The 19,199-nt window shown below is 68.5% G+C and carries 22 protein-coding genes; 18 read left to right on the forward strand and 4 right to left on the reverse strand.

Translation table 11 applies throughout. From position 1 onward, the window contains the following. Positions 1-56 precede the first annotated feature (56 nt). The 10 genes from secY (at position 57) to truA (ending at position 7,376) form a co-directional block, all read left to right on the forward strand. Positions 57-1,370, forward strand: coding sequence for a preprotein translocase subunit SecY (gene secY, locus ACWC1K_RS10080; protein ID WP_450830003.1), 1,314 nt, complete (start codon positions 57-59; stop codon positions 1,368-1,370). Next, positions 1,370-2,032: an adenylate kinase gene (locus tag ACWC1K_RS10085; protein WP_450830005.1), complete on the forward strand. Its 663-nt coding sequence runs from the start codon at positions 1,370-1,372 to the stop codon at positions 2,030-2,032. The genes secY and ACWC1K_RS10085 overlap by 1 nt, the downstream gene beginning before the upstream one ends. Before the next feature lie 100 nt (positions 2,033-2,132). Continuing rightward, entirely contained in the window at positions 2,133-2,969 is an 837-nt protein-coding gene (gene map, locus ACWC1K_RS10090) for a type I methionyl aminopeptidase (protein ID WP_450830006.1), read from the forward strand. Between the two features lie 162 nt (positions 2,970-3,131). Continuing rightward, on the forward strand, positions 3,132-3,353 hold the full coding sequence (infA, locus tag ACWC1K_RS10095; protein ID WP_003948620.1) for a translation initiation factor IF-1: 222 nt from the start codon (positions 3,132-3,134) through the stop codon (positions 3,351-3,353). A gap of 59 nt (positions 3,354-3,412) precedes the next feature. Next, complete coding sequence (rpmJ, locus tag ACWC1K_RS10100) at positions 3,413-3,526, forward strand: 50S ribosomal protein L36 (RefSeq protein ID WP_003998809.1); 114 nt, start codon at positions 3,413-3,415, stop codon at positions 3,524-3,526. Between the two features lie 195 nt (positions 3,527-3,721). Further along, positions 3,722-4,102, forward strand: a complete 381-nt coding sequence (rpsM, locus tag ACWC1K_RS10105; protein ID WP_020135802.1) for a 30S ribosomal protein S13 — start codon at positions 3,722-3,724, stop codon at positions 4,100-4,102. 70 nt (positions 4,103-4,172) lie between these two features. Beyond that, positions 4,173-4,577, forward strand: a complete 405-nt coding sequence (rpsK, locus tag ACWC1K_RS10110; protein WP_003956432.1) for a 30S ribosomal protein S11 — start codon at positions 4,173-4,175, stop codon at positions 4,575-4,577. A gap of 246 nt (positions 4,578-4,823) precedes the next feature. Next, entirely contained in the window at positions 4,824-5,846 is a 1,023-nt protein-coding gene (locus ACWC1K_RS10115; RefSeq protein WP_003966937.1) for a DNA-directed RNA polymerase subunit alpha, read from the forward strand. Between the two features lie 96 nt (positions 5,847-5,942). Next, a complete protein-coding gene (rplQ, locus tag ACWC1K_RS10120) occupies positions 5,943-6,452 on the forward strand; it encodes a 50S ribosomal protein L17 (protein ID WP_123966954.1) in 510 nt (169 codons plus the stop codon). Positions 6,453-6,521: 69 nt separating this feature from the next. Beyond that, positions 6,522-7,376, forward strand: a complete 855-nt coding sequence (gene truA / locus ACWC1K_RS10125) for a tRNA pseudouridine(38-40) synthase TruA (protein ID WP_351462473.1) — start codon at positions 6,522-6,524, stop codon at positions 7,374-7,376. On the opposite strand, the gene ACWC1K_RS10130 is transcribed toward truA, so the two are convergent. Continuing rightward, positions 7,377-8,279, reverse strand: coding sequence for a hypothetical protein (locus ACWC1K_RS10130; RefSeq protein WP_450830008.1), 903 nt, complete (start codon positions 8,277-8,279; stop codon positions 7,377-7,379). A 337-nt stretch (positions 8,280-8,616) separates the two neighbouring features. Between ACWC1K_RS10130 and rplM the strand changes: the two genes are divergently transcribed. From rplM to ACWC1K_RS10150, 4 genes are all read left to right on the forward strand, one after another. Then, the gene (gene rplM / locus ACWC1K_RS10135; protein WP_450830009.1) at positions 8,617-9,060 is read left to right on the forward strand and encodes a 50S ribosomal protein L13; all 444 of its coding nucleotides are present in this window, start codon (positions 8,617-8,619) and stop codon (positions 9,058-9,060) included. 42 nt (positions 9,061-9,102) lie between these two features. Further along, a complete protein-coding gene (gene rpsI, locus ACWC1K_RS10140) occupies positions 9,103-9,624 on the forward strand; it encodes a 30S ribosomal protein S9 (RefSeq protein ID WP_115906438.1) in 522 nt (173 codons plus the stop codon). Between the two features lie 165 nt (positions 9,625-9,789). Further along, the gene (gene glmM / locus ACWC1K_RS10145; protein ID WP_450830010.1) at positions 9,790-11,148 is read left to right on the forward strand and encodes a phosphoglucosamine mutase; all 1,359 of its coding nucleotides are present in this window, start codon (positions 9,790-9,792) and stop codon (positions 11,146-11,148) included. Between the two features lie 116 nt (positions 11,149-11,264). Further along, positions 11,265-11,798, forward strand: coding sequence for a hypothetical protein (locus ACWC1K_RS10150; protein ID WP_450830011.1), 534 nt, complete (start codon positions 11,265-11,267; stop codon positions 11,796-11,798). Here the strand turns inward: ACWC1K_RS10150 and ACWC1K_RS10155 are convergent. Together ACWC1K_RS10155 and coaA are read right to left on the reverse strand one after the other, a co-directional pair. Beyond that, positions 11,795-12,742, reverse strand: a complete 948-nt coding sequence (locus ACWC1K_RS10155; protein WP_450830013.1) for a DUF389 domain-containing protein — start codon at positions 12,740-12,742, stop codon at positions 11,795-11,797. The genes ACWC1K_RS10150 and ACWC1K_RS10155 overlap by 4 nt on opposite strands. A gap of 21 nt (positions 12,743-12,763) precedes the next feature. Continuing rightward, on the reverse strand, positions 12,764-13,732 hold the full coding sequence (gene coaA, locus ACWC1K_RS10160) for a type I pantothenate kinase (RefSeq protein ID WP_450749786.1): 969 nt from the start codon (positions 13,730-13,732) through the stop codon (positions 12,764-12,766). Between the two features lie 258 nt (positions 13,733-13,990). Here coaA and glmS point away from each other — a divergent pair, with 258 nt between their 5' ends. The 3 genes from glmS to ACWC1K_RS10175 all read left to right on the forward strand — a co-directional run bounded on the left by glmS (position 13,991) and on the right by ACWC1K_RS10175 (position 17,810). Continuing rightward, the gene (gene glmS, locus ACWC1K_RS10165; RefSeq protein ID WP_450830015.1) at positions 13,991-15,838 is read left to right on the forward strand and encodes a glutamine--fructose-6-phosphate transaminase (isomerizing); all 1,848 of its coding nucleotides are present in this window, start codon (positions 13,991-13,993) and stop codon (positions 15,836-15,838) included. A gap of 111 nt (positions 15,839-15,949) precedes the next feature. After that, on the forward strand, positions 15,950-16,321 hold the full coding sequence (locus tag ACWC1K_RS10170) for a holo-ACP synthase (protein WP_450830017.1): 372 nt from the start codon (positions 15,950-15,952) through the stop codon (positions 16,319-16,321). Between the two features lie 16 nt (positions 16,322-16,337). Next, the gene (locus ACWC1K_RS10175; protein WP_450830019.1) at positions 16,338-17,810 is read left to right on the forward strand and encodes an NAD(P)H-hydrate dehydratase; all 1,473 of its coding nucleotides are present in this window, start codon (positions 16,338-16,340) and stop codon (positions 17,808-17,810) included. A 64-nt stretch (positions 17,811-17,874) separates the two neighbouring features. On the opposite strand, the gene ACWC1K_RS10180 is transcribed toward ACWC1K_RS10175, so the two are convergent. Next, positions 17,875-18,252 carry a VOC family protein gene (locus ACWC1K_RS10180; RefSeq protein WP_450830021.1) on the reverse strand — a complete coding sequence of 126 codons (378 nt, stop codon included), beginning with the start codon at positions 18,250-18,252 and terminating at the stop codon, positions 17,875-17,877. A 129-nt stretch (positions 18,253-18,381) separates the two neighbouring features. Between ACWC1K_RS10180 and ACWC1K_RS10185 the strand changes: the two genes are divergently transcribed. After that, positions 18,382-19,185 carry a L,D-transpeptidase family protein gene (locus ACWC1K_RS10185; protein WP_450830023.1) on the forward strand — a complete coding sequence of 268 codons (804 nt, stop codon included), beginning with the start codon at positions 18,382-18,384 and terminating at the stop codon, positions 19,183-19,185. The last annotated feature ends 14 nt before the right edge of the window (positions 19,186-19,199 follow it).

Here is a 19,199-nt window from a genome sequence, read left to right on the forward strand (position 1 = left end):
TCGAACCTCAAGACCGTCACCCTTGACGCAGTTGCGCGGGGGTCGCAGGAGGCACCGTGCTCACCGCGTTCGCCCGGGCGTTCAGGACGCCCGACCTGCGCAAGAAACTGCTCTTCACGCTCGCCATCATCGTGGTGTACCGGATCGGTACGCACGTTCCGATCCCGGGCGTCGACTACAAGAACGTCCAGACGTGCATGGATGTGGCCAGCTCGAACCGCGGCCTGTTCAGTCTGATCAACATGTTCAGCGGCGGCGCGCTGCTGCAGATCACGATCTTCGCGCTCGGCATCATGCCGTACATCACCGCGAGCATCATCCTGCAGCTGCTGACGGTGGTGATCCCGCGCCTCGAAGCCCTCAAGAAGGAGGGCCAGGCCGGCACGGCGAAGATCACGCAGTACACCCGGTACCTGACGGTGGCGCTGGCCATCCTCCAGGGCACCGGTCTGGTCGCCACCGCCCGCAGTGGCGCGCTGTTCTCCGGTTGCCCAGTGGCCAGCCAGATCGTTCCGGACCAGTCGATCTTCACCACCATCACCATGGTCGTCACCATGACCGCCGGTACCGGCGTCGTCATGTGGCTCGGTGAGCTCATCACCGACCGCGGCATCGGCAACGGCATGTCGATCCTGATGTTCATCTCGATCGCCGCGACCTTCCCGAGCGCCCTGTGGGCGATCAAGCTGCAGGGCAAGCTGGCCGGCGGCTGGATCGAGTTCGGCACGGTGATCGCCGTGGGTCTGGTGATGGTCGGTCTGGTGGTCTTCGTCGAGCAGGCCCAGCGGCGGATCCCCGTGCAGTACGCGAAGCGCATGATCGGACGCAGGTCGTACGGCGGTACGTCCACGTACATCCCGCTGAAGGTCAACCAGGCGGGTGTCATCCCCGTGATCTTCGCCTCGTCGCTGCTCTACATCCCGAGCCTGATCGCTCAGTTCTCGGGCGGCAATTCCGGCTGGAAGACCTGGGTCCAGAACAACCTGACCAAGGGTGACCACCCGGTTTATGTCACCACGTACTTCCTGCTGATCGTTTTCTTCGCGTTCTTCTACGTGGCGATCTCCTTCAACCCCGAGGAAGTCGCCGACAACATGAAGAAGTATGGTGGCTTCATCCCGGGCATCCGGGCTGGCCGACCGACCGCTGAGTACCTCAGCTACGTACTCAACCGGATCACCTGGCCGGGTTCGCTGTATCTGGGTCTGATCGCTCTCGTACCGACGATGGCGTTGGTTGGCTTCGGGGCAAGCCAGAACTTCCCGTTCGGTGGTACCAGCATCCTGATCATCGTGGGTGTCGGCCTCGAGACGGTGAAGCAGATTGAGAGCCAGCTTCAGCAGCGCAATTACGAAGGGTTCCTCCGCTGATGCGAATCGTCCTCGTCGGGCCGCCGGGTGCAGGGAAGGGCACGCAGGCCACTCGCCTTGCCGACAAGCTACGCGTCCCGCACATCTCCACGGGCGACCTGTTCCGCGCCAACATCAGCCAGCAGACGGAGCTCGGGAAACTCGCGAAGTCCTACATGGACGCCGGCAACCTCGTCCCCGACGAGGTCACCATCGCGATGGCCAAGGACCGCATGGAGCAGCCCGACGCGGAGAACGGCTTCCTGCTCGACGGTTTCCCGCGCAACGTCTCGCAGGCCGAGGCGCTGGACGAGCTGCTCAAGACCGAGGGCATCAAGCTGGACGCGGTACTCGACCTCGAGGTCCCCGAGGAAGAGGTCGTCAAGCGGATCGCCGGCCGGCGCATCTGCCGCAACGACTCGTCGCACGTCTTCCACGTGACGTACAGCCCGCCGAAGAAGGAAGGCGTCTGCGACGTCTGCGGCGGCGAGCTGTACCAGCGTGACGACGACTCCGAGGAGACCGTGCGCACGCGGCTCGAGGTCTACCACACACAGACCGAGCCGATCATCGACTACTACAAGGCACAGGGCCTGGTCGTCACGATCTCGTCCCTCGGCCCGGTGGCCGAGGTCACGCAGCGGGCGCTGGAAGCCCTCAAGCGCGAGGACGACGGCAAGTAGCCGTCAGCCCAGTTACGGCCGTGGCACCCGAAGGGGCGTCACGGCCGTACTGTTGTGTACGTAACCGGTTGACGTGAGTGACGGAGAGCGCAGGCCATCCATGGTGCAGATCAAGACCCCCGAGCAGATCGCCAAGATGCGTGAGGCGGGGCTGGTCGTCGCCGCCATCCACGCGGCCACTCGAGAGGCCGCGGTGCCCGGGGCCACCACCAAGGACCTGGACCAGGTCGCGCGCAAGGTGCTCGCCGAGCACAACGCCAAGCCGAACTTCCTCGGCTACGGCGGCTTTCCGGCGACCATCTGCACCTCCGTCAACGAGGTCGTCGTCCACGGCATCCCGTCCGACGACGTCGTCCTGAAGGACGGCGACATCATCTCCATCGACTGCGGCGCGATCATCGACGGCTGGCACGGCGACGCGGCGTACACCGCCTTCGTCGGCTCCGGCCACGCCCCCGAGCTGATCGAGCTCTCCCGGGTCACGGAGGAGTCGATGTGGGCCGGCATCGCGGCGATGAAGCAGGGCAACCGGCTGGTGGACGTGTCGAGGGCCATCGAGACGTACATCCGCCGCCAGCCGAAGCCGGGCGGCGGCAAGTACGGGATCATCGAGGACTACGGCGGCCACGGCATCGGCACCGAGATGCACATGGATCCGCATCTGCTGAACTACGTCGAGAAGCGCCGCGGGAAGGGGCCGAAGCTGGTCCCCGGCTTCTGCCTGGCGATCGAGCCGATGGTGTCCCTCGGAACCCCGAAGACCGAGGTCCTCTCCGACGACTGGACCGTCATCACGATCGACGGCACGTGGTCGTCCCACTGGGAGCACTCGGTTGCCCTGACCGAGGCCGGTCCTCTGGTGCTGACGGCGCCCGACGGGGGCAAGGCGAAGCTGGCCGAGTACGGGGTCACCGCCGCGCCGGATCCGCTGGCATAGGTTGCATGCGGTCCGCGCTTAACGATCTCCCCGCTGGGGCATCCTTCCTCGATTCGTCTTTCCGAGTGCGCTGACGTAGACTGACTCGTCGGCTCTCGTGTACCCGCATGTCTTCATGCGCTGGCGGGAGTCGATCAAGGTAGTCGATTCGAAGGGCGAAGCGTGGCCAAGAAGCAAGGTGCCATCGAGATCGAGGGCACTGTCGTCGAGTCTCTTCCGAACGCCATGTTCAAGGTCGAGCTCCAGAACGGCCACCAGGTCCTGGCACACATCAGCGGCAAGATGCGTATGCACTACATCCGCATCCTCCCTGACGACCGGGTCGTGGTGGAGCTCTCTCCGTACGACCTGACGCGTGGCCGGATCGTCTACCGCTACAAGTAGATCTTGCCCGCATCCCGCTTCGGCGGGGTGGTGGCACTGACCCGGAGAACCTCAATCCCATGAAGGTCAAGCCGAGCGTCAAGAAGATCTGCGACAAGTGCAGGGTGATCCGCCGTCACGGTCGGGTCATGGTCATCTGCGAGAACCCGCGCCACAAGCAGCGCCAGGGCTGACGCACGATCGACCGATCCCTCTGCATCGATATCGCAGAGATTCGCGCGACGCGAGCTGAATATGTTCATACGCAGGACCCAAGCCGACACGGCTTGATACCCCCGGTTCGGAGGCCGGGGACTCGGTTCGTACCTGGTACGGCGGCCGGGAAGCGGTTCTGTGGCAGACCTCCGAAGATCACCAGGAGCCATTAAGTGGCACGCGTTTCCGGTGTTGACATCCCGCGCGAAAAGCGCGTGGAGGTCGCCCTCACCTACGTGTTCGGCATCGGCCGGACCCTTTCGCAGCAGACGCTCGCGGAGACGGGCATCGACCCGAACACCCGTGTTCGTGACCTGAGCGAAGAGCAGCTCGTCGCGATCCGCGAGTACGTGGACAACAACATCAAGACCGAGGGTGACCTCCGTCGCGAGATCCAGGCCGACATCCGCCGCAAGGTCGAGATCGGCTGCTACCAGGGTCTCCGTCACCGTCGCGGTCTGCCCGTCCGCGGTCAGCGCACCAGCACCAACGCCCGTACCCGCAAGGGTCCGCGTCGCGCCATCGCCGGCAAGAAGAAGCCGGGCAAGAAGTAGTCCTCAGCGGACAACGCTTCATCAGCGGTCTTCGCTGTAGGACCGACCACCTCCCCGTAGGAGTTTGTAGATGCCCCCCAAGGGTCGTCAGGGCGCTGCCAAGAAGGTGCGCCGCAAGGAAAAGAAGAACGTCGCTCACGGCCACGCGCACATCAAGAGCACGTTCAACAACACGATCGTCTCGATCACGGACCCCTCGGGCAACGTGATCTCCTGGGCCTCCGCCGGCCACGTCGGCTTCAAGGGCTCGCGCAAGTCCACCCCCTTCGCCGCGCAGATGGCCGCCGAGTCGGCCGCCCGCCGCGCGCAGGAGCACGGCATGCGCAAGGTCGACGTCTTCGTGAAGGGTCCGGGTTCCGGTCGTGAGACCGCCATCCGTTCGCTTCAGGCGACCGGTCTCGAGGTCGGCTCCATCCAGGACGTCACCCCGACCCCGCACAACGGCTGCCGTCCGCCGAAGCGTCGTCGCGTCTGACGCAGGCCTCGGCTGCGGGCGGTCGGCTGGGGGTGTGGGGGTTACCCCCCCACATGTCGCAGTACGGCTGCCGTCCGCCGAAGCGTCGTCGCGTCTGACGCGCGCTGGCTTTCAGGATTCGGGCGGTACGGCTCAGTAGAAAGGGCCGTATCGCCCGTACCCTTGCAGTACCCGTCCCTTTTGCCGGGGGCGGTTCCGTCGGGCGTCAAATAGCGGGCGTCCACGAATGAAGGATCTGATCCACACATGCTGATCGCTCAGCGTCCCTCGTTGACCGAAGAGGTCGTCGACGAGTTCCGCTCCCGGTTCGTGATCGAGCCGCTGGAGCCGGGCTTCGGCTACACCCTCGGCAACTCCCTCCGCCGCACCCTCCTGTCGTCGATCCCCGGTGCCGCTGTCACCAGCATCCGCATCGACGGCGTCCTGCACGAGTTCACCACCGTGCCGGGCGTCAAGGAGGACGTCACCGACCTGATCCTCAACATCAAGCAGCTGGTCGTCTCCTCGGAGCACGACGAGCCGGTCGTGATGTACCTGCGCAAGCAGGGCCCGGGTCTCGTCACCGCCGCCGACATCGCGCCCCCGGCCGGTGTCGAGGTGCACAACCCCGACCTGGTCCTCGCCACGCTCAACGGCAAGGGCAAGCTGGAGATGGAGCTCACGGTCGAGCGTGGCCGCGGTTACGTCTCCGCCGTGCAGAACAAGCAGGTGGGCCAGGAGATCGGCCGTATCCCGGTCGACTCCATCTACTCGCCGGTGCTGAAGGTCACGTACAAGGTCGAGGCGACCCGTGTCGAGCAGCGCACCGACTTCGACAAGCTGATCGTCGACGTCGAGACCAAGCAGGCGATGCGTCCCCGTGACGCCATGGCCTCCGCCGGTAAGACCCTGGTCGAGCTGTTCGGTCTCGCCCGCGAGCTGAACATCGACGCCGAGGGCATCGACATGGGCCCGTCCCCCACGGACGCCGCCCTCGCCGCCGACCTGGCGCTGCCGATCGAGGAGCTGGAGCTCACCGTTCGGTCGTACAACTGCCTCAAGCGTGAGGGCATCCACTCCGTGGGTGAGCTCGTGGCGCGCTCCGAGGCCGACCTCCTGGACATCCGCAACTTCGGTGCGAAGTCCATCGACGAGGTCAAGGCGAAGCTGGCCGGCATGGGCCTGGCCCTGAAGGACAGCCCGCCCGGATTCGACCCCACGGCCGCCGCCGACGCCTTCGGCGCCGACGACGACGCGGACGCGGGTTTCGTGGAGACCGAGCAGTACTGATCAGTACGTGATCGGTCGTTGCCGGTGAGCATCCGCTCATCGGGTTCCTGACCCCGGTACCTGATACGGCCGGGGCAGACACACAGGAGAAGAACAATGCCGAAGCCCACCAAGGGTGCCCGTCTGGGCGGCAGCGCCGCGCACGAGAAGCTGCTCCTCGCGAACCTCGCGAAGTCGCTCTTCGAGCACGGCCGTATCACCACCACCGAGGCGAAGGCCCGCCGTCTGCGGCCGTACGCCGAGCGTCTGGTCACCAAGGCGAAGAAGGGCGACCTTCACAACCGCCGTCAGGTGCTCCAGGTGATCACGGACAAGAGCGTCGTCCACACGCTCTTCACCGAGATCGGCCCGCGCTACGAGAACCGTCCGGGTGGCTACACCCGCATCACCAAGATCGGTAACCGCCGTGGCGACAACGCGCCCATGGCTGTCATCGAGCTGGTCGAGGCGCTGACGGTCGCGCAGCAGGCTACGGGTGAGGCCGAGGCCGCCACCAAGCGTGCGGCGAAGGACGCGGAGGCCGCGGCTCCGGTCGAGGACGCCAAGGTCGACACGACCAAGGCCGACGAGGTCGAGGACGCTGCCGAGGAGTCCAAGGACGCGTAAGCGTTCTGCTGGCGGGCCCGTTCCTTTCGAGGAGCGGGCCCGCTTTGGTGTTCTTGAGAGGATCTCTGGGTGAGTGACGAAGTAGAGCCCGGTTACGTACGTGTCCGTCTTGATCTGTCCTACGACGGTTCCGAGTTCTCCGGGTGGGCCAAGCAGGCCGGCGGGCGGCGGACCGTGCAGGGGGAGATCGAGGACGCGTTGCGTACCGTCACGCGGTCTCGGGAGACCTATGAGCTGACCGTCGCCGGGCGGACCGATGCCGGGGTGCACGCGCGGGGGCAGGTGGCCCATGTGGATCTGCCGCGGGAGGTCTGGGGCGCGCACCACGACAAGCTGCTCAAGCGGCTTGCCGGGCGACTGCCCAGGGATGTGCGGGTGTGGGCCCTCAGGGAGGCACCCAGCGGCTTCAACGCCCGTTTCTCGGCGGTCTGGCGGCGGTACGCGTACCGGGTCACCGACAACCCGGGCGGGGTCGATCCGCTGCTGCGCAGTCATGTGCTCTGGCACGACTGGCCCCTCGACGTCGACGCCATGAACGAGGCCGCCGAGCGGCTGCTGGGGGAGCACGACTTCGCCGCCTACTGCAAGAAGCGGGAGGGCGCGACCACCATTCGTACGCTGCAGCAGCTGAGTCTGGTGCGCGGGGACGACGGGATCATCACCGCGACCGTGCGGGCCGACGCCTTCTGCCACAACATGGTGCGCTCGCTGATCGGGGCGCTGCTGTTCGTGGGGGACGGGCACCGGGGGCCGGACTGGCCGGGCAAGGTGCTCGCGGCCGGCGTACGGGACTCGGCCGTGCATGTCGTACGGCCGCACGGGCTGACCCTGGAGGAGGTCGGCTACCCGGCCGACGAGCTGCTCGCCGCGCGCAACAAGGAGGCGCGCAACAAGCGGACGCTGCCCGGGGCCGGGTGCTGTTAGTTACTGGTTCGCCGCCGCCGACGCCTGGGCCTGGCCACGGGCGTGGATCTGGCGGAAGGTGTACAGCTGCAGGTCGTTACCGGTCTTGAAGACCGCCGTGGACTGGTTCGTGACGTCCTTGCCGTTGGTGAAGCCGACGGTGGCGAAGTAGGCGTAGCGGCCGTAGGAGTTGGCCGTCGTGAGGCAGGTGGCGGCGTTGCAGAAGGCCTTCACGCCGTTGCCCGGCAGGGCCGTGACGAAGGCCTTCTGGTGTGCCTTGGCCGCCGCGTTCGACTGGGTTCTGGCCTTGACCGCCTGGGCCTCGCTGTCGAAGACGGCCACGCCGACCGTCACCGCGACGCCGTCCCTGCTGTAGGTGGCACGCAGCAGGCGGGTGCAGCCGTTGCCCTTGAGGATCTTCGGGAGGCTGTCCTGGGCGGCCGAGGCGCAGTTCTTGGTGTCGGCCGTGGCACCCCGCTTGTAGACGTTCGACTCCATGGTCAGCCGCGCGAGCGGGAAGAGGTTCTGCACGCTGAGCGGGGCCGTGTCCTTGGCCTTGCTGGCGATGAACTCCTTCGGATCCAGCGGGGGCGGGGCGCTGGTCGGGGCGAAGGAGGGCGCCGAGGCGCTGCCGCTCGGGATGGCGCCGCCTGCGGGCAGGTTGGACGGGTTGCCCGAGGCCTCGTTCTTGCCGTTCGCCGAGACGACGGCCATGGCGACGGCGGTGCCGATCGCGATCGTGGCGACCGCGCCGCCGCCGATGAACAGCAGCCGGCGCCTCTTGTTGCGCGTCTCGGAGGCTTCGGCGAGCGCTGCCCAGTCCGGGGTCTGGCCGTCGTCGCCGCCGCTGGTCCACGGCTGCTGGGAGTGCGGTTTCCAGGGGTCCCACTGGGACTGCGGTCCCCCCTGCTGCCCAAAGCTCATGGGGCGCATCTTAGACGGGAGGCGGAGGGTGCCGGTGTGCCTCCGGTGGAGCCGCCGGGGACCTTTCCGACAGGGGGGAACATCTCGGTCTCCGTACCTACTTCGAGGTGCGGCGGAGGCCTCGTTTTGACCCGTTCGGGGCTGCACTAGTACCCTTGCGGTTTGTTATGCGTATCGGCTTGGTCGTTCTCACGAGAGAAGCCCTTACGTAGGTTCCCTGGAGCAGTTACCAGTGGGCGGCATACGGGCAGCGTTCCCGGCACTGTCGTCCCCAGCTGCACGATCGCTTCAAGGATGCCTTGTGTCAGCACCCATCCCTGAAGAAGAAGGCTGAGAAGTGCGTACGTACAGCCCTAAGCCCGGCGATGTGACTCGCCAGTGGCACGTCATTGACGCTCAGGACGTCGTCCTGGGCCGTCTCGCCACGACCGCTGCGTCCCTCCTCCGGGGCAAGCACAAGCCGATCTACGCCCCCCACGTCGACACCGGTGACTTCGTCATCATCATCAACGCCGACAAGGTGCACCTCTCCGGCAACAAGCGGACCCAGAAGATGGCCTACCGCCACTCCGGCTACCCGGGTGGTCTGCGCTCCGTCCGTTACGACGAGCTGCTGGACAAGAACCCCGAGAAGGCCGTCGAGAAGGCCATCAAGGGCATGCTCCCCAAGAACACCCTGGGCCGTCAGATGCTCTCCAAGCTGAAGGTCTACTCGGGCGACCAGCACCCGCACGCTGCCCAGCAGCCGGTGCCGTTCGAGATCACCCAGGTCGCGCAGTAAGTCCGGCCACCCCCTAAGACTGAAGAGAATCTGAGGAGAATCGTGGCCGAGACCACCGTTGAGCAGCCGGTCGAAGAGACTGAGCTCGTCGACATCGACAGCTACACCACCGAGTCCGAGGTCCCCGTCGAGGGCGAGTACACCTCGGAGTCCCTCGCGTCCCGCTTCGGCGAGCCCCAGCCGGCCGCCGGCCTGGGCCGTCGCAAGAACGCCATCGCCCGCGTCCGGATCGTCCCGGGCACCGGCAAGTGGAAGATCAACGGTCGCACCCTCGAGGACTACTTCCCGAACAAGGTGCACCAGCAGGAAGTCAACGAGCCCTTCAAGGTGCTCGAGCTCGAGGGCCGTTACGACGTCATCGCCCGCATCGCGGGTGGCGGTGTCTCCGGTCAGGCCGGTGCGCTCCGTCTCGGTGTCGCCCGCGCGCTGAACGAGGCCGACGTCGACAACAACCGCGGCCCGCTCAAGAAGGCCGGCTTCCTCCGCCGCGACGACCGTGCGGTCGAGCGCAAGAAGGCCGGTCTGAAGAAGGCCCGCAAGGCCCCGCAGTACAGCAAGCGCTAAGCAGCTTCGCTGCCTGCTCGTACGTACGCCCCGGCGGCACGCCTCTGTGCTGTCGGGGCGTTCGTTTATCCCCGTCGGGGGCGTATAACGGCACAAGACCCTCAACGGCTTGTGTGATGGGCTGCCGGTACGCCTGCGACAACTGACGTTTCCTCAGGAGGACAAGTGGGACGACTCTTCGGCACGGACGGCGTGCGCGGCGTCGCCAACGCGGACCTGACGGCGGAGATGGCCCTCGGCCTCTCCGTTGCCGCGGCGCACGTACTGGCCGAGGCGGGCACCTTCGAGGGCCACCGGGCGACGGCGGTCGTCGGACGGGATCCGCGCGCGTCCGGAGAGTTCCTGGAGGCCGCCGTGGTCGCCGGCCTCGCCAGTGCCGGTGTGGACGTCCTGCGCGTCGGCGTGCTGCCCACTCCTGCTGTGGCGTATCTCACGGGCGCGCTCGGCGCGGACCTGGGCGTCATGCTCTCCGCCAGCCACAACGCCATGCCGGACAACGGCGTCAAGTTCTTCGCCCGCGGCGGCCACAAGCTGGCCGACGAGCTCGAGGACAGGATCGAGGCCGTGTACGAGTCCCACCGGCACGGTGAGCCCTGGGAGCGGCCGACCGGTGCGGGCGTCGGGCGGGTGCGCTCGTACGACGAGGGCTTCGACCAGTACGTCGCGCATCTGACCGGAGTGCTTCCGAACCGGCTCGACGGGCTGAAGATCGTCCTCGACGAGGCGCACGGTGCCGCGGCGGGGGTGTCGCCGGAGGCGTTCTCGCGGGCCGGTGCCGAGGTGATCACGATCGGCGCCGAGCCGGACGGGCTCAACATCAACGACGGCTGCGGGTCGACCCATCTGGGTCTGCTGAAGGCCGCGGTCGTCGAGCACGGGGCCGCGCTCGGCATCGCGCACGACGGGGACGCGGACCGGTGCCTCGCCGTGGACCACACCGGCGCGGAGGTCGACGGCGACCAGATCCTGGCCGTGCTGGCGCTGGCGATGCGGGAGCGGGGCGAACTGCGTGAGGACACCGTTGTCGCCACGGTCATGTCCAACCTCGGCTTCAAGCTGGCCCTTGAGCGGGAGGGGCTGCATCTCGTCCAGACGGCGGTCGGGGACCGGTATGTGCTGGAGGAGATGAAGGAGCACGGGTACGCGCTCGGCGGCGAGCAGTCCGGGCACGTGATCATCCTCGATCACGCGACCACCGGTGACGGCACGCTGACCGGGCTGCTGCTGGCGGCCCGGGTCGCCGAGACCGGTCGTACGCTCAAGGACCTCGCGGGGGTCATGGAGCGGCTGCCGCAGGTGCTGATCAATGTGCCGGACGTGGACCGGGCGCGGGTGAGGACCTCCGCGGAGCTGGCGGCTGCCGTGGCCGAGGCCGAGCGCGAGCTCGGCTCCACCGGGCGGGTGCTGCTGCGGCCGTCGGGGACGGAGCCGCTGGTGCGCGTGATGGTCGAGGCCGCCGACATCGACCAGGCCCGGGCCGTGGCGGGGCGGCTCGCCGATGTGGTGAAGTCGGCGCTGGGTTAGAGCCGACCCGCGTCACCCGAAGGTCGTAACATAATGTGCCGAATGGGTTACTGATTGTTTCACTGACGTCGAGGCCGCCTGTGCGTGGCGTCCCCGACGGAAGTGAGAAAGGCACCATGAAGACAATCAGCAGCACCCTGAAGCGAGCAGCGGTTCCGGCCCTGGTGGCGAGTCTCGCCGTCCCTGCCCTCGCCACCCCGGCCGCGGCCCAGACGCCCGGCTCCACCGCGTTCCGTCTCTTCGGCATGGTGATCCTCAGCGCGCGTTCGGGCGCGGCCAACCAGGTCACCGCCAGTACCTCCACCGGCCGTGTGATCCTCACGGACACCACGGGCATCGCGCTGGGGCCCGGTTGTGCTCGCCTGTCCGCCACCAGCGTCGACTGCGGCAGTGTCGCCGGCACCTCCCAGCTCTCGATCGGGCTGGGTGACCTGAACGACAGCTTCGACGGGACGAGCGTGTCGCTGCGCACCCTCGTCGACGCCGGTACGGGCTCCGACACCGTGGCGACCGGCAGCGGCAACGACACGATCGGCGTGAGCGGCGACTCGCCCGCCGTCGACACGGTGTCCTGTGACGGTGGCTCGGCCGACGTGGTGTTCGCCGACCCCGGCGACAGCGTCGCCGCGGACTGCGAAACGCGCCACTAGACGCCGCCTGCCCTGGCCGTCCGTTCACGCTGCCTGGCCCAGAGCCACTTCTGGGCCAGGAGTGTGAGGGTGCCGGCGAGGACGATGCCGAGCAGGTTCAGCAGAAGCTGCTCGGTGGAGCCCCAGGCCTGTTTGTACTCGTGGTAGGCGAAGGCCACTGCCGCGTTGGCGGCGGCGGGGACCGTGGTCACCGAGATGGCCACGCCGATCAGGGCGCCCGATTTCGCCGAGGTGAGCGAGAGGGTCCCCGCCACTCCGGCCAGCACCGCGACGACGAACGAGAAGGCGTCGGGGCGGTAGATGAAGTTGGTGTTGGGACGTTCGGCTTCCAGCCGGACCTTGGTGAACAGGTCGACGCCGTCCATGAAGTAGGTGAAGCCGACCGTCACCAGCATGGCGACGGCGAAGCCGACCAGCAGGGCGGTCAGCGAGCGCAGGGCGAGTCGAGGATGGCGCTGCACCAGCGCCGTGCAGATGCCCGCCAGCGGGCCGAACTCCGGGCCCACCGCCATCGCGCCCACGATCAGGATCGCGTTGTCGAGGACGACACCGCAGGCCGCGATCATCGTGGCGAGCGTGAGGAAGGCGACGTAGGTGACGGAGAGCGTGGACTCCTCGTGCGTCGCGTCGGTGAGGTGCTCCCAGAGCACCGCGTCCGCGCCTTCGCCGGGTGCCTCCGCCTCGGCCTTGTCGGCTCGCTCGGACAGCGACAGGTCGATGTTCTCGACGGCGATGGATCCGGTGCGGTCGAGTCCCAACGCCCTGAGTTCGCCGATGAGTTCGTCGCCCGCCTCGCGTGCGACGTCGCACATGACGACATCGCCGACGGGATTGCGGGCGGCTTTCGGCAGCACGACGAGATGCGTGGTGCCGACGGTTCTCTCGATCAGGCGGACCACGTCGTCGGTCCTGTCGGACGGCGTGATCAGGCGCAGGTGCAGCATGGTCCTTCTTAACAGGCGGGTCTACAGCTTGCGCAGGCGCAGGCGCTGGACCTTGTGGTCCGGGCCCTTGCGCACGACCAGGGTGGCCCGGCCGCGGGTCGGGGCGATGTTCTCCACCAGGTTGGGCTTGTTGATGGTGCGCCACTGGGTGCGGGCGTACTCGAGGGCCTCCTCCTCGGACACCTGCGTGTACTTGCGGAAGTACGAGTGCGGGTCCTGGAAGGCCGTCTGACGCAGCTTCTTGAACCGGTTGAGGTACCAGCGTTCGACGTCCTCGGGGCTGGCGTCGATGTACACGCTGAAGTCGAAGAAGTCGGCGAGGCCGACGCGGGTACGGCCGTCCTTGCCGGGGAGGGCGGGCTGCAGAACGTTCAGGCCCTCGACGATCAGGATGTCCGGGCGGCGGACCGTGAGCCGCTGGTCGGGGACGATGTCGTAGATGAGGTGGGAGTAGACGGGGGCCGTCACCTCGTCCTTGCCCGCCTTGATGTCGGCGACGAAGCGGGTCAGGGCGCGGCGGTCGTAGGACTCGGGGAAACCCTTGCGCGACATGAGGCCACGGGCCTGGAGCTCCCTGGTGGGGAGCAGGAAGCCGTCGGTCGTGACGCGTTCGACGCGCGGGTGCTCGGGCCAGCGGGAGAGCAGGGCCTGCAGGAGGCGGGCGACGGTCGACTTGCCGCCGGCCACGGAGCCGGCGACCCCTATGACGAAGGGCGTCCCGGACTGGCTGCCCTGTTCGCCGAGGAAGGTGTTCAGGGCGCCTCTGAGGCCGTCGGTGGCCCCGACGTAGAGGTTGAGGAGACGGGACAGCGGCAGGTAGATGTCCCGCACCTCGTCGAGGTCGATGACATCACCGAGGCCACGCAGCTTCTCGACCTCCTCGGCGGTGAGGGGCAGCGGCGTCTTCTCACGCAGCGCGCTCCACTCGGCTCGGGTGAGGTCGACGTAGGGAGTCGCCTCCGGCCTGGGCCGGTGGGCGCTCCGGGGCATCGAGGAGACCGGTGAGATCACAGTCCATTGTTAACGGAGTTTGAACGGGGTGGGAGGTGGGGTGCGTCACCCCGCCTTGGTCAGGTGCAGTCCGCGTAGGCGAGGTGGGGGGCGCAGGCCCGGCAGCGGAAGAGGTGGGCGGTCGGCTGGCCGTCCTCTTCGAGGGCGTGTCGCCTGAGCGTCGTTCACCGCCAGAAGTTCCGAATTCGGGCACGTGAGAGCCTTTTCTGGTGGCGATTCGGTCGTAGGCTGCCGTCCATGTGCGGAATCGTGGGATACGTGGGGTCGCAGTCGGCGCTCGATGTCGTGATGGCCGGGCTGAAGCGGCTGGAGTACCGGGGGTACGACTCGGCGGGTGTCGCCGTGCTCGCGGATGGCGGGCTGGCTGCCGCGAAGAAGGCCGGGAAGCTGGTGAACCTGGAGAAGGAACTGGTGGACCGGCCGCTGCCGACGGGCTCGACCGGCATCGGGCATACGCGGTGGGCCACACACGGCGGGCCCACGGATCCGAATGCGCATCCGCATCTGGACAACGCCGGGCGGGTCGCCGTCGTGCACAACGGGATCATCGAGAACTTCGCCGTGCTGCGGGCCGAGTTGGAGGAGCGGGGTCACGACCTCGCCTCCGAGACGGACACCGAGGTGGTCGCGCATCTGCTCGCGGAGGAGTTCTCGGCCTGCGCGGATCTCGCCGAGGCGATGCGGCTGGTGTGCCGGCGGCTGGAGGGGGCGTTCACCCTGGTCGCGGTGCATGCCGATGAGCCGGATGTGGTCGTCGGCGCGCGGCGGAACTCACCGCTCGTGGTGGGGGTGGGGGACGGCGAGGCGTTCCTTGCTTCCGATGTCGCCGCCTTCATCGAGCACACCCGGTCGGCGGTCGAGCTGGGGCAGGACCAGGTCGTCGAGCTGCGGCGTGACGGGGTGACGGTGACGGGGTTCGACGGCAGCCCGGCCGACGTGCGCGCGTACCACGTCGACTGGGACGCCTCCGCCGCGGAAAAGGGCGGCTACGACTACTTCATGCTCAAGGAGATCGCCGAGCAGCCCAAGGCGGTCGCCGACACGCTGCTGGGGCGCATCGACGCGGGGGGCTCGCTGACGCTGGACGAGGTCCGCATCAGCGCCGCCGAGCTGCGGGAGGTCGACAAGGTGGTGATCGTGGCGTGCGGTACGGCGTTCCACGCCGGGCTCATCGCCAAGTACGCCATCGAGCACTGGACGCGGATTCCGTGCGAGGTGGAACTCGCCAGTGAGTTCCGGTACCGGGATCCGATCCTCGGGGTGCGGTCCCTCGTCATCGCCGTCTCGCAGTCCGGCGAGACCATGGACACGCTGATGGCGCTGCGGCATGCCCGGGAGCAGGGCTCCAAGGTGCTGGCCATCTGCAATACCAACGGGTCGACCATTCCTCGGGAATCGGATGCGGTGCTGTACACGCATGCGGGGCCGGAGGTGGCCGTCGCGTCCACCAAGGCGTTTCTGACGCAGCTTGTGGCCTGCTACCTGGTCGCTCTGTATCTGGGGCAGGTGCGCGGCACCAAGTGGGGTGACGAGATCGGGGCCGTGATTCGCGACCTGTCGCAGATCTCCGGTGAGGTCGAGCGGGTGCTGGAAACCATGGAGCCGGTACGGGAGCTTGCGCGGTCGCTCGCCGACAAGAACACAGTGCTGTTCCTGGGGCGGCATGTGGGATATCCGGTCGCGCTGGAGGGGGCTCTGAAGCTGAAGGAGCTCGCCTATATGCATGCCGAGGGGTTTGCGGCGGGGGAGTTGAAGCACGGGCCGATCGCGTTGATCGAGCCCGATCTGCCGGTGGTCGTCGTCGTGCCGTCGCCTCGGGGGCGGTCCGTCCTCCACGACAAGATCGTGTCCAACATCCAGGAGATCCGGGCGCGGGGGGCGCGGACGATCGTGATCGCGGAGGAGGGGGACGAGGCGGTCGTGCCGTACGCCGACCATCTCGTACGGATCCCTGCGACGCCGACGTTGCTGCAGCCGCTGGTGGCCACGGTGCCGTTGCAGGTGTTCGCGTGTGAGCTCGCGACGGCTCGCGGCAACGAGGTGGATCAGCCGCGGAACCTTGCCAAGTCAGTGACGGTGGAGTGAGCCGGCTGCCGACTCAAGGGAGTCGAGGAAGGTGACGAAGGCCCCGGCCCGGAACCTCTGGTCGCCGGGGAGTCCGACCTGAGGGCGGACGGCGGATCGTAGAGTGCCCGAATGAGCATCATCGGGGTCGGAATCGACGTGGCCGAGATCGAGCGGTTCGAGACGTCGCTCAAGCGGACGCCTGGGATGGCGGAACGGCTGTTCCTGGAGAGCGAGTTGCTGCTGCCCAGCGGGGAACGCCGGGGTGTCGCCTCGCTCGCCGCGCGGTTCGCCGCGAAGGAGGCCTTGGCCAAGGCTCTCGGCGCGCCGGCCGGGCTGCTGTGGACGGATGCCGAGGTGTTCGTCGAGGACAGCGGGCAGCCCCGGGTGCGGGTGACGGGGACGGTGGCGGCGCGGGCGGCCGAGCTGGGGGTGCGGTCCTGGCATGTCTCGTTGAGCCATGACGCCGGGGTGGCGTCGGCGGTGGTGATCGCCGAAGGCTGAGGGCAGACTCGATCCCATGCGTACTGCGTACAGCGTGGAGACGGTAAGGGCAGCAGAGCGGGAGCTCATGGCGCGGCTTCCCGAGGGGGCGTTGATGCAGCGGGCGGCCGCCGGGCTCGCCGCCGCATGTGCCGATCTGATCGGGCGCGTCTACGCCAGCCGGGTCGTGCTGCTCATCGGGAGCGGGGACAACGGGGGCGATGCGCTCTATGCCGGGGCGCGGCTCGCCCGGCGGGGTGCCGCGGTCGCCGCCGTGCTTCTGGCGCCCGAGCGGGCCCATCCCGAGGGGCTTGCCGCCCTGTTGCGGGCCGGAGGCCGGGTCGTGGGCGGCGGGGCGGGCGCCGGGGCTGCTGCCTCCGCCGGGGTCGGTGCAGTCGAAGAGGCGGTTCTTCGGGCCGATCTCGTCGTCGACGGCATCGTCGGGATCGGGGGGACGGGTGGACTTCGGCCCGACGCCGCCAAGTTGGCCGCGTGCGTCGAGGAATCCGGCGCCCCCGTCGTCGCCGTCGATCTGCCGAGCGGTGTCGACGCCGACACGGGCGAGGTGCGCGGTGCCGCCATCCGCGCCGATCTCACCGTCACCTTCGGGGCGCACAAGCCCGGGCTGCTGATCGATCCCGCGCGGGAGTACGCCGGGTCGGTGCGGCTCGTCGACATCGGGCTCGGGGAGGTGCTGCCCGCCGAGCCGGAGCTGGAGGCCCTGCAGCACGTCGACGTGGCGCGGTTGCTGCCCGTGCCCGGTGCCGAGAGCGACAAGTACCGGCGGGGCGTGGTGGGGATCGCCGCCGGGTCCGCGCGGTATCCCGGGGCTGCCGTCCTCGCCGTGTCCGGGGCGCTGAGGGGCGGCGCGGGAGCCGTGCGGTACGTCGGACCCGCCGGGGACGCCGTCGTCTCGCGGTTCCCGGAGACGCTCGTATCGGATCAGGGGCCCGCGAAGGCCGGGCGGGTGCAGGCCTGGGTGGTCGGACCCGGCGCGGGGGACGACGCCGCGACCGTGGCCGAAGTGCTGGAGGCGGACGTGCCCGTGCTCGTCGACGCGGACGGGCTGCGGCTGGCCGAGCGGGACGCCGTACGGGCTCGTAGTGCCCCGACGCTCATGACCCCGCACGCCGGGGAGGCCGCCGCGCTGCTCGGTGTGGCGCGGGAGGAGGTCGAGGGGGCGCGGCTGGCCTCGGTGCGCGAACTCGCCTCGCGGTACGGGGCGACCGTGCTGCTCAAGGGGTCGACCACGCTCGTCGCCGACTCGGGTGGCGGGGCCGTACGGGTCAATGCGACCGGGACGCCGTGGCTCGCCACCGCGGGCAGCGGGGATGTGCTCTCGGGGCTCGCCGGGTCACTGCTGGCCTCCGGGCTCTCCGCGCCGGACGCGGGCAGCGCGGCTGCGTATCTGCACGGGCTGGCCGGGCGCTTCGCGGCCGACGGGGCGCCGGCGGGGGCGCATGACGTGGCCGAGGCGATTCCGGGAGCGTGGCGGGACGTGCGGGACTGACCGGACCAGGCCCGCACACCAGGTCCGGGCCCTCGGAAACCGGGTCGGGCCCTCGGCGTGAGCCCTAGCGCAGGTCCTGCACCACGCTGAGGATGTTTCCCTCGCTGTCCTTGAACCAGGCGCCGCGCAGGCCCGCGCCCTCCGCCACGCCGTCCACCGTCTTCAGGCCCGGCAGGTCGTACTCCTCGAAGGTCACCCCGCGGCCGCGCAGTTCCGTCATCTCCGCGTCGAGGTCGCCGACGGTCCAGCCGGCCAGGGTGTGGGCGGCCTGGCCGCCGCTCGGTGTGGTGTAGAGGACGAACCTGACACCGCCGGACTCGAAGAGCGCGGTGTCCTGCCGGTCGTCGATGAGCTTGAGGCCGAGCGTGTCGCCGTAGAAGCGCTTGGCCCTTTCGAGGTCGGTCGCCGGGATGACGGCGTTGAGTGGTGTGTCTGCCAGCATCTCCACCACCTCCGGTTCCCAGCGTAGGACCGGGAGCCCGAGCCGTCGCACCCGGCGGCGCTCGTCGGAAAGGGTGAACCCGCCGCGCGCCGCTCCCGGCCTGTCGGCCCTGCACGATTCTCTGATTGCATGATCAATAGACATTTTGCGCATATCGCCTGCCAGGGTGTCGCGGTCGTGCTCGCCGTCGTCGCGGTCCTCCCCGTCGGTGCCCCGTCGGCCTCCGCCGCGCCCCCGCCTCCGGGTCCGAGGTCGACCTCGGTCCACCGGCCCGCCGACGACGAGGACGCCGTCGAGGGCGGGGACCTCGTCGAGGTCGTGCCCCGCGAGGACGTCGCCGGCAAGGTGAAGTGCAGCAGGAGGACCGGGCCCTATCAGCGGGCGGTCGAGAAGTGGCTGAAGCTGAAGGCGGACGGGAAGCAGTCGGCCGCCGACTGCCGGACCATCCGGGACTTTCAGGAGCGGCACGGGATCAAGCCCGCGATCGGGTTCGCCGGACCCGTCACCTGGGCCACCATGCAGCTGATTTCCGCGAAGGAGGATCCGAACGCGCAGGAGAAGTGCCCCGTGCGGAGGCACCGGGTCGCGTGTGTCGATCTCGACCGGCAGCTGACCTGGGTGCAGAAGGGCACCGAGGTGGTCTTCGGACCCGTCCCGATGCGCAGCGGTCGGGTCGGGCACGCCACCCGGACCGGGTGGCACCGGATCTACTGGAAGCACAAGAAACACTGGTCCACGCTCTATGACGCCCCCATGCCCTATGCCCAGTTCTTCAGCGGCGGACAGGCCTTCCACGGCGTCCACGACAGCATTTACACCACCCTCGGCTCATGGGGGTGCGTCAATCTGCGGCTGGACGACGCCCGGAAGCTGTGGCGGGTGCTGAAGAAGGGCGACCGTGTGTATGTGTGGGGACACCGGCCCGGGAAGTAGGCGCTCGCCCGGGG

The sequence above is a fragment of the Streptomyces sp. NPDC001492 genome, from assembly GCF_053597275.1.

What these genes read in the sequence shown, in the direction of transcription:
- ACWC1K_RS10085 (WP_450830005.1), top strand. Translation starts at nt 1,370, where the DNA reads ATGCGAATCGTCCTCGTCGGGCCGCCGGGTGCAGGGAAGGGCACGCAG.
- map (WP_450830006.1), top strand. Translation starts at nt 2,133, where the DNA reads ATGGTGCAGATCAAGACCCCCGAGCAGATCGCCAAGATGCGTGAGGCG.
- rpmJ (WP_003998809.1), top strand. Translation starts at nt 3,413, where the DNA reads ATGAAGGTCAAGCCGAGCGTCAAGAAGATCTGCGACAAGTGCAGGGTG.
- rpsK (WP_003956432.1), top strand. Translation starts at nt 4,173, where the DNA reads ATGCCCCCCAAGGGTCGTCAGGGCGCTGCCAAGAAGGTGCGCCGCAAG.
- ACWC1K_RS10115 (WP_003966937.1), top strand. Translation starts at nt 4,824, where the DNA reads ATGCTGATCGCTCAGCGTCCCTCGTTGACCGAAGAGGTCGTCGACGAG.
- rplQ (WP_123966954.1), top strand. Translation starts at nt 5,943, where the DNA reads ATGCCGAAGCCCACCAAGGGTGCCCGTCTGGGCGGCAGCGCCGCGCAC.
- ACWC1K_RS10130 (WP_450830008.1), bottom strand. Translation starts at nt 8,279, where the DNA reads ATGAGCTTTGGGCAGCAGGGGGGACCGCAGTCCCAGTGGGACCCCTGG.
- ACWC1K_RS10150 (WP_450830011.1), top strand. Translation starts at nt 11,265, where the DNA reads ATGAAGACAATCAGCAGCACCCTGAAGCGAGCAGCGGTTCCGGCCCTG.
- ACWC1K_RS10155 (WP_450830013.1), bottom strand. Translation starts at nt 12,742, where the DNA reads ATGCTGCACCTGCGCCTGATCACGCCGTCCGACAGGACCGACGACGTG.
- coaA (WP_450749786.1), bottom strand. Translation starts at nt 13,732, where the DNA reads ATGCCCCGGAGCGCCCACCGGCCCAGGCCGGAGGCGACTCCCTACGTC.
- glmS (WP_450830015.1), top strand. Translation starts at nt 13,991, where the DNA reads ATGTGCGGAATCGTGGGATACGTGGGGTCGCAGTCGGCGCTCGATGTC.
- ACWC1K_RS10170 (WP_450830017.1), top strand. Translation starts at nt 15,950, where the DNA reads ATGAGCATCATCGGGGTCGGAATCGACGTGGCCGAGATCGAGCGGTTC.
- ACWC1K_RS10175 (WP_450830019.1), top strand. Translation starts at nt 16,338, where the DNA reads ATGCGTACTGCGTACAGCGTGGAGACGGTAAGGGCAGCAGAGCGGGAG.
- ACWC1K_RS10180 (WP_450830021.1), bottom strand. Translation starts at nt 18,252, where the DNA reads ATGCTGGCAGACACACCACTCAACGCCGTCATCCCGGCGACCGACCTC.
- ACWC1K_RS10185 (WP_450830023.1), top strand. Translation starts at nt 18,382, where the DNA reads ATGATCAATAGACATTTTGCGCATATCGCCTGCCAGGGTGTCGCGGTC.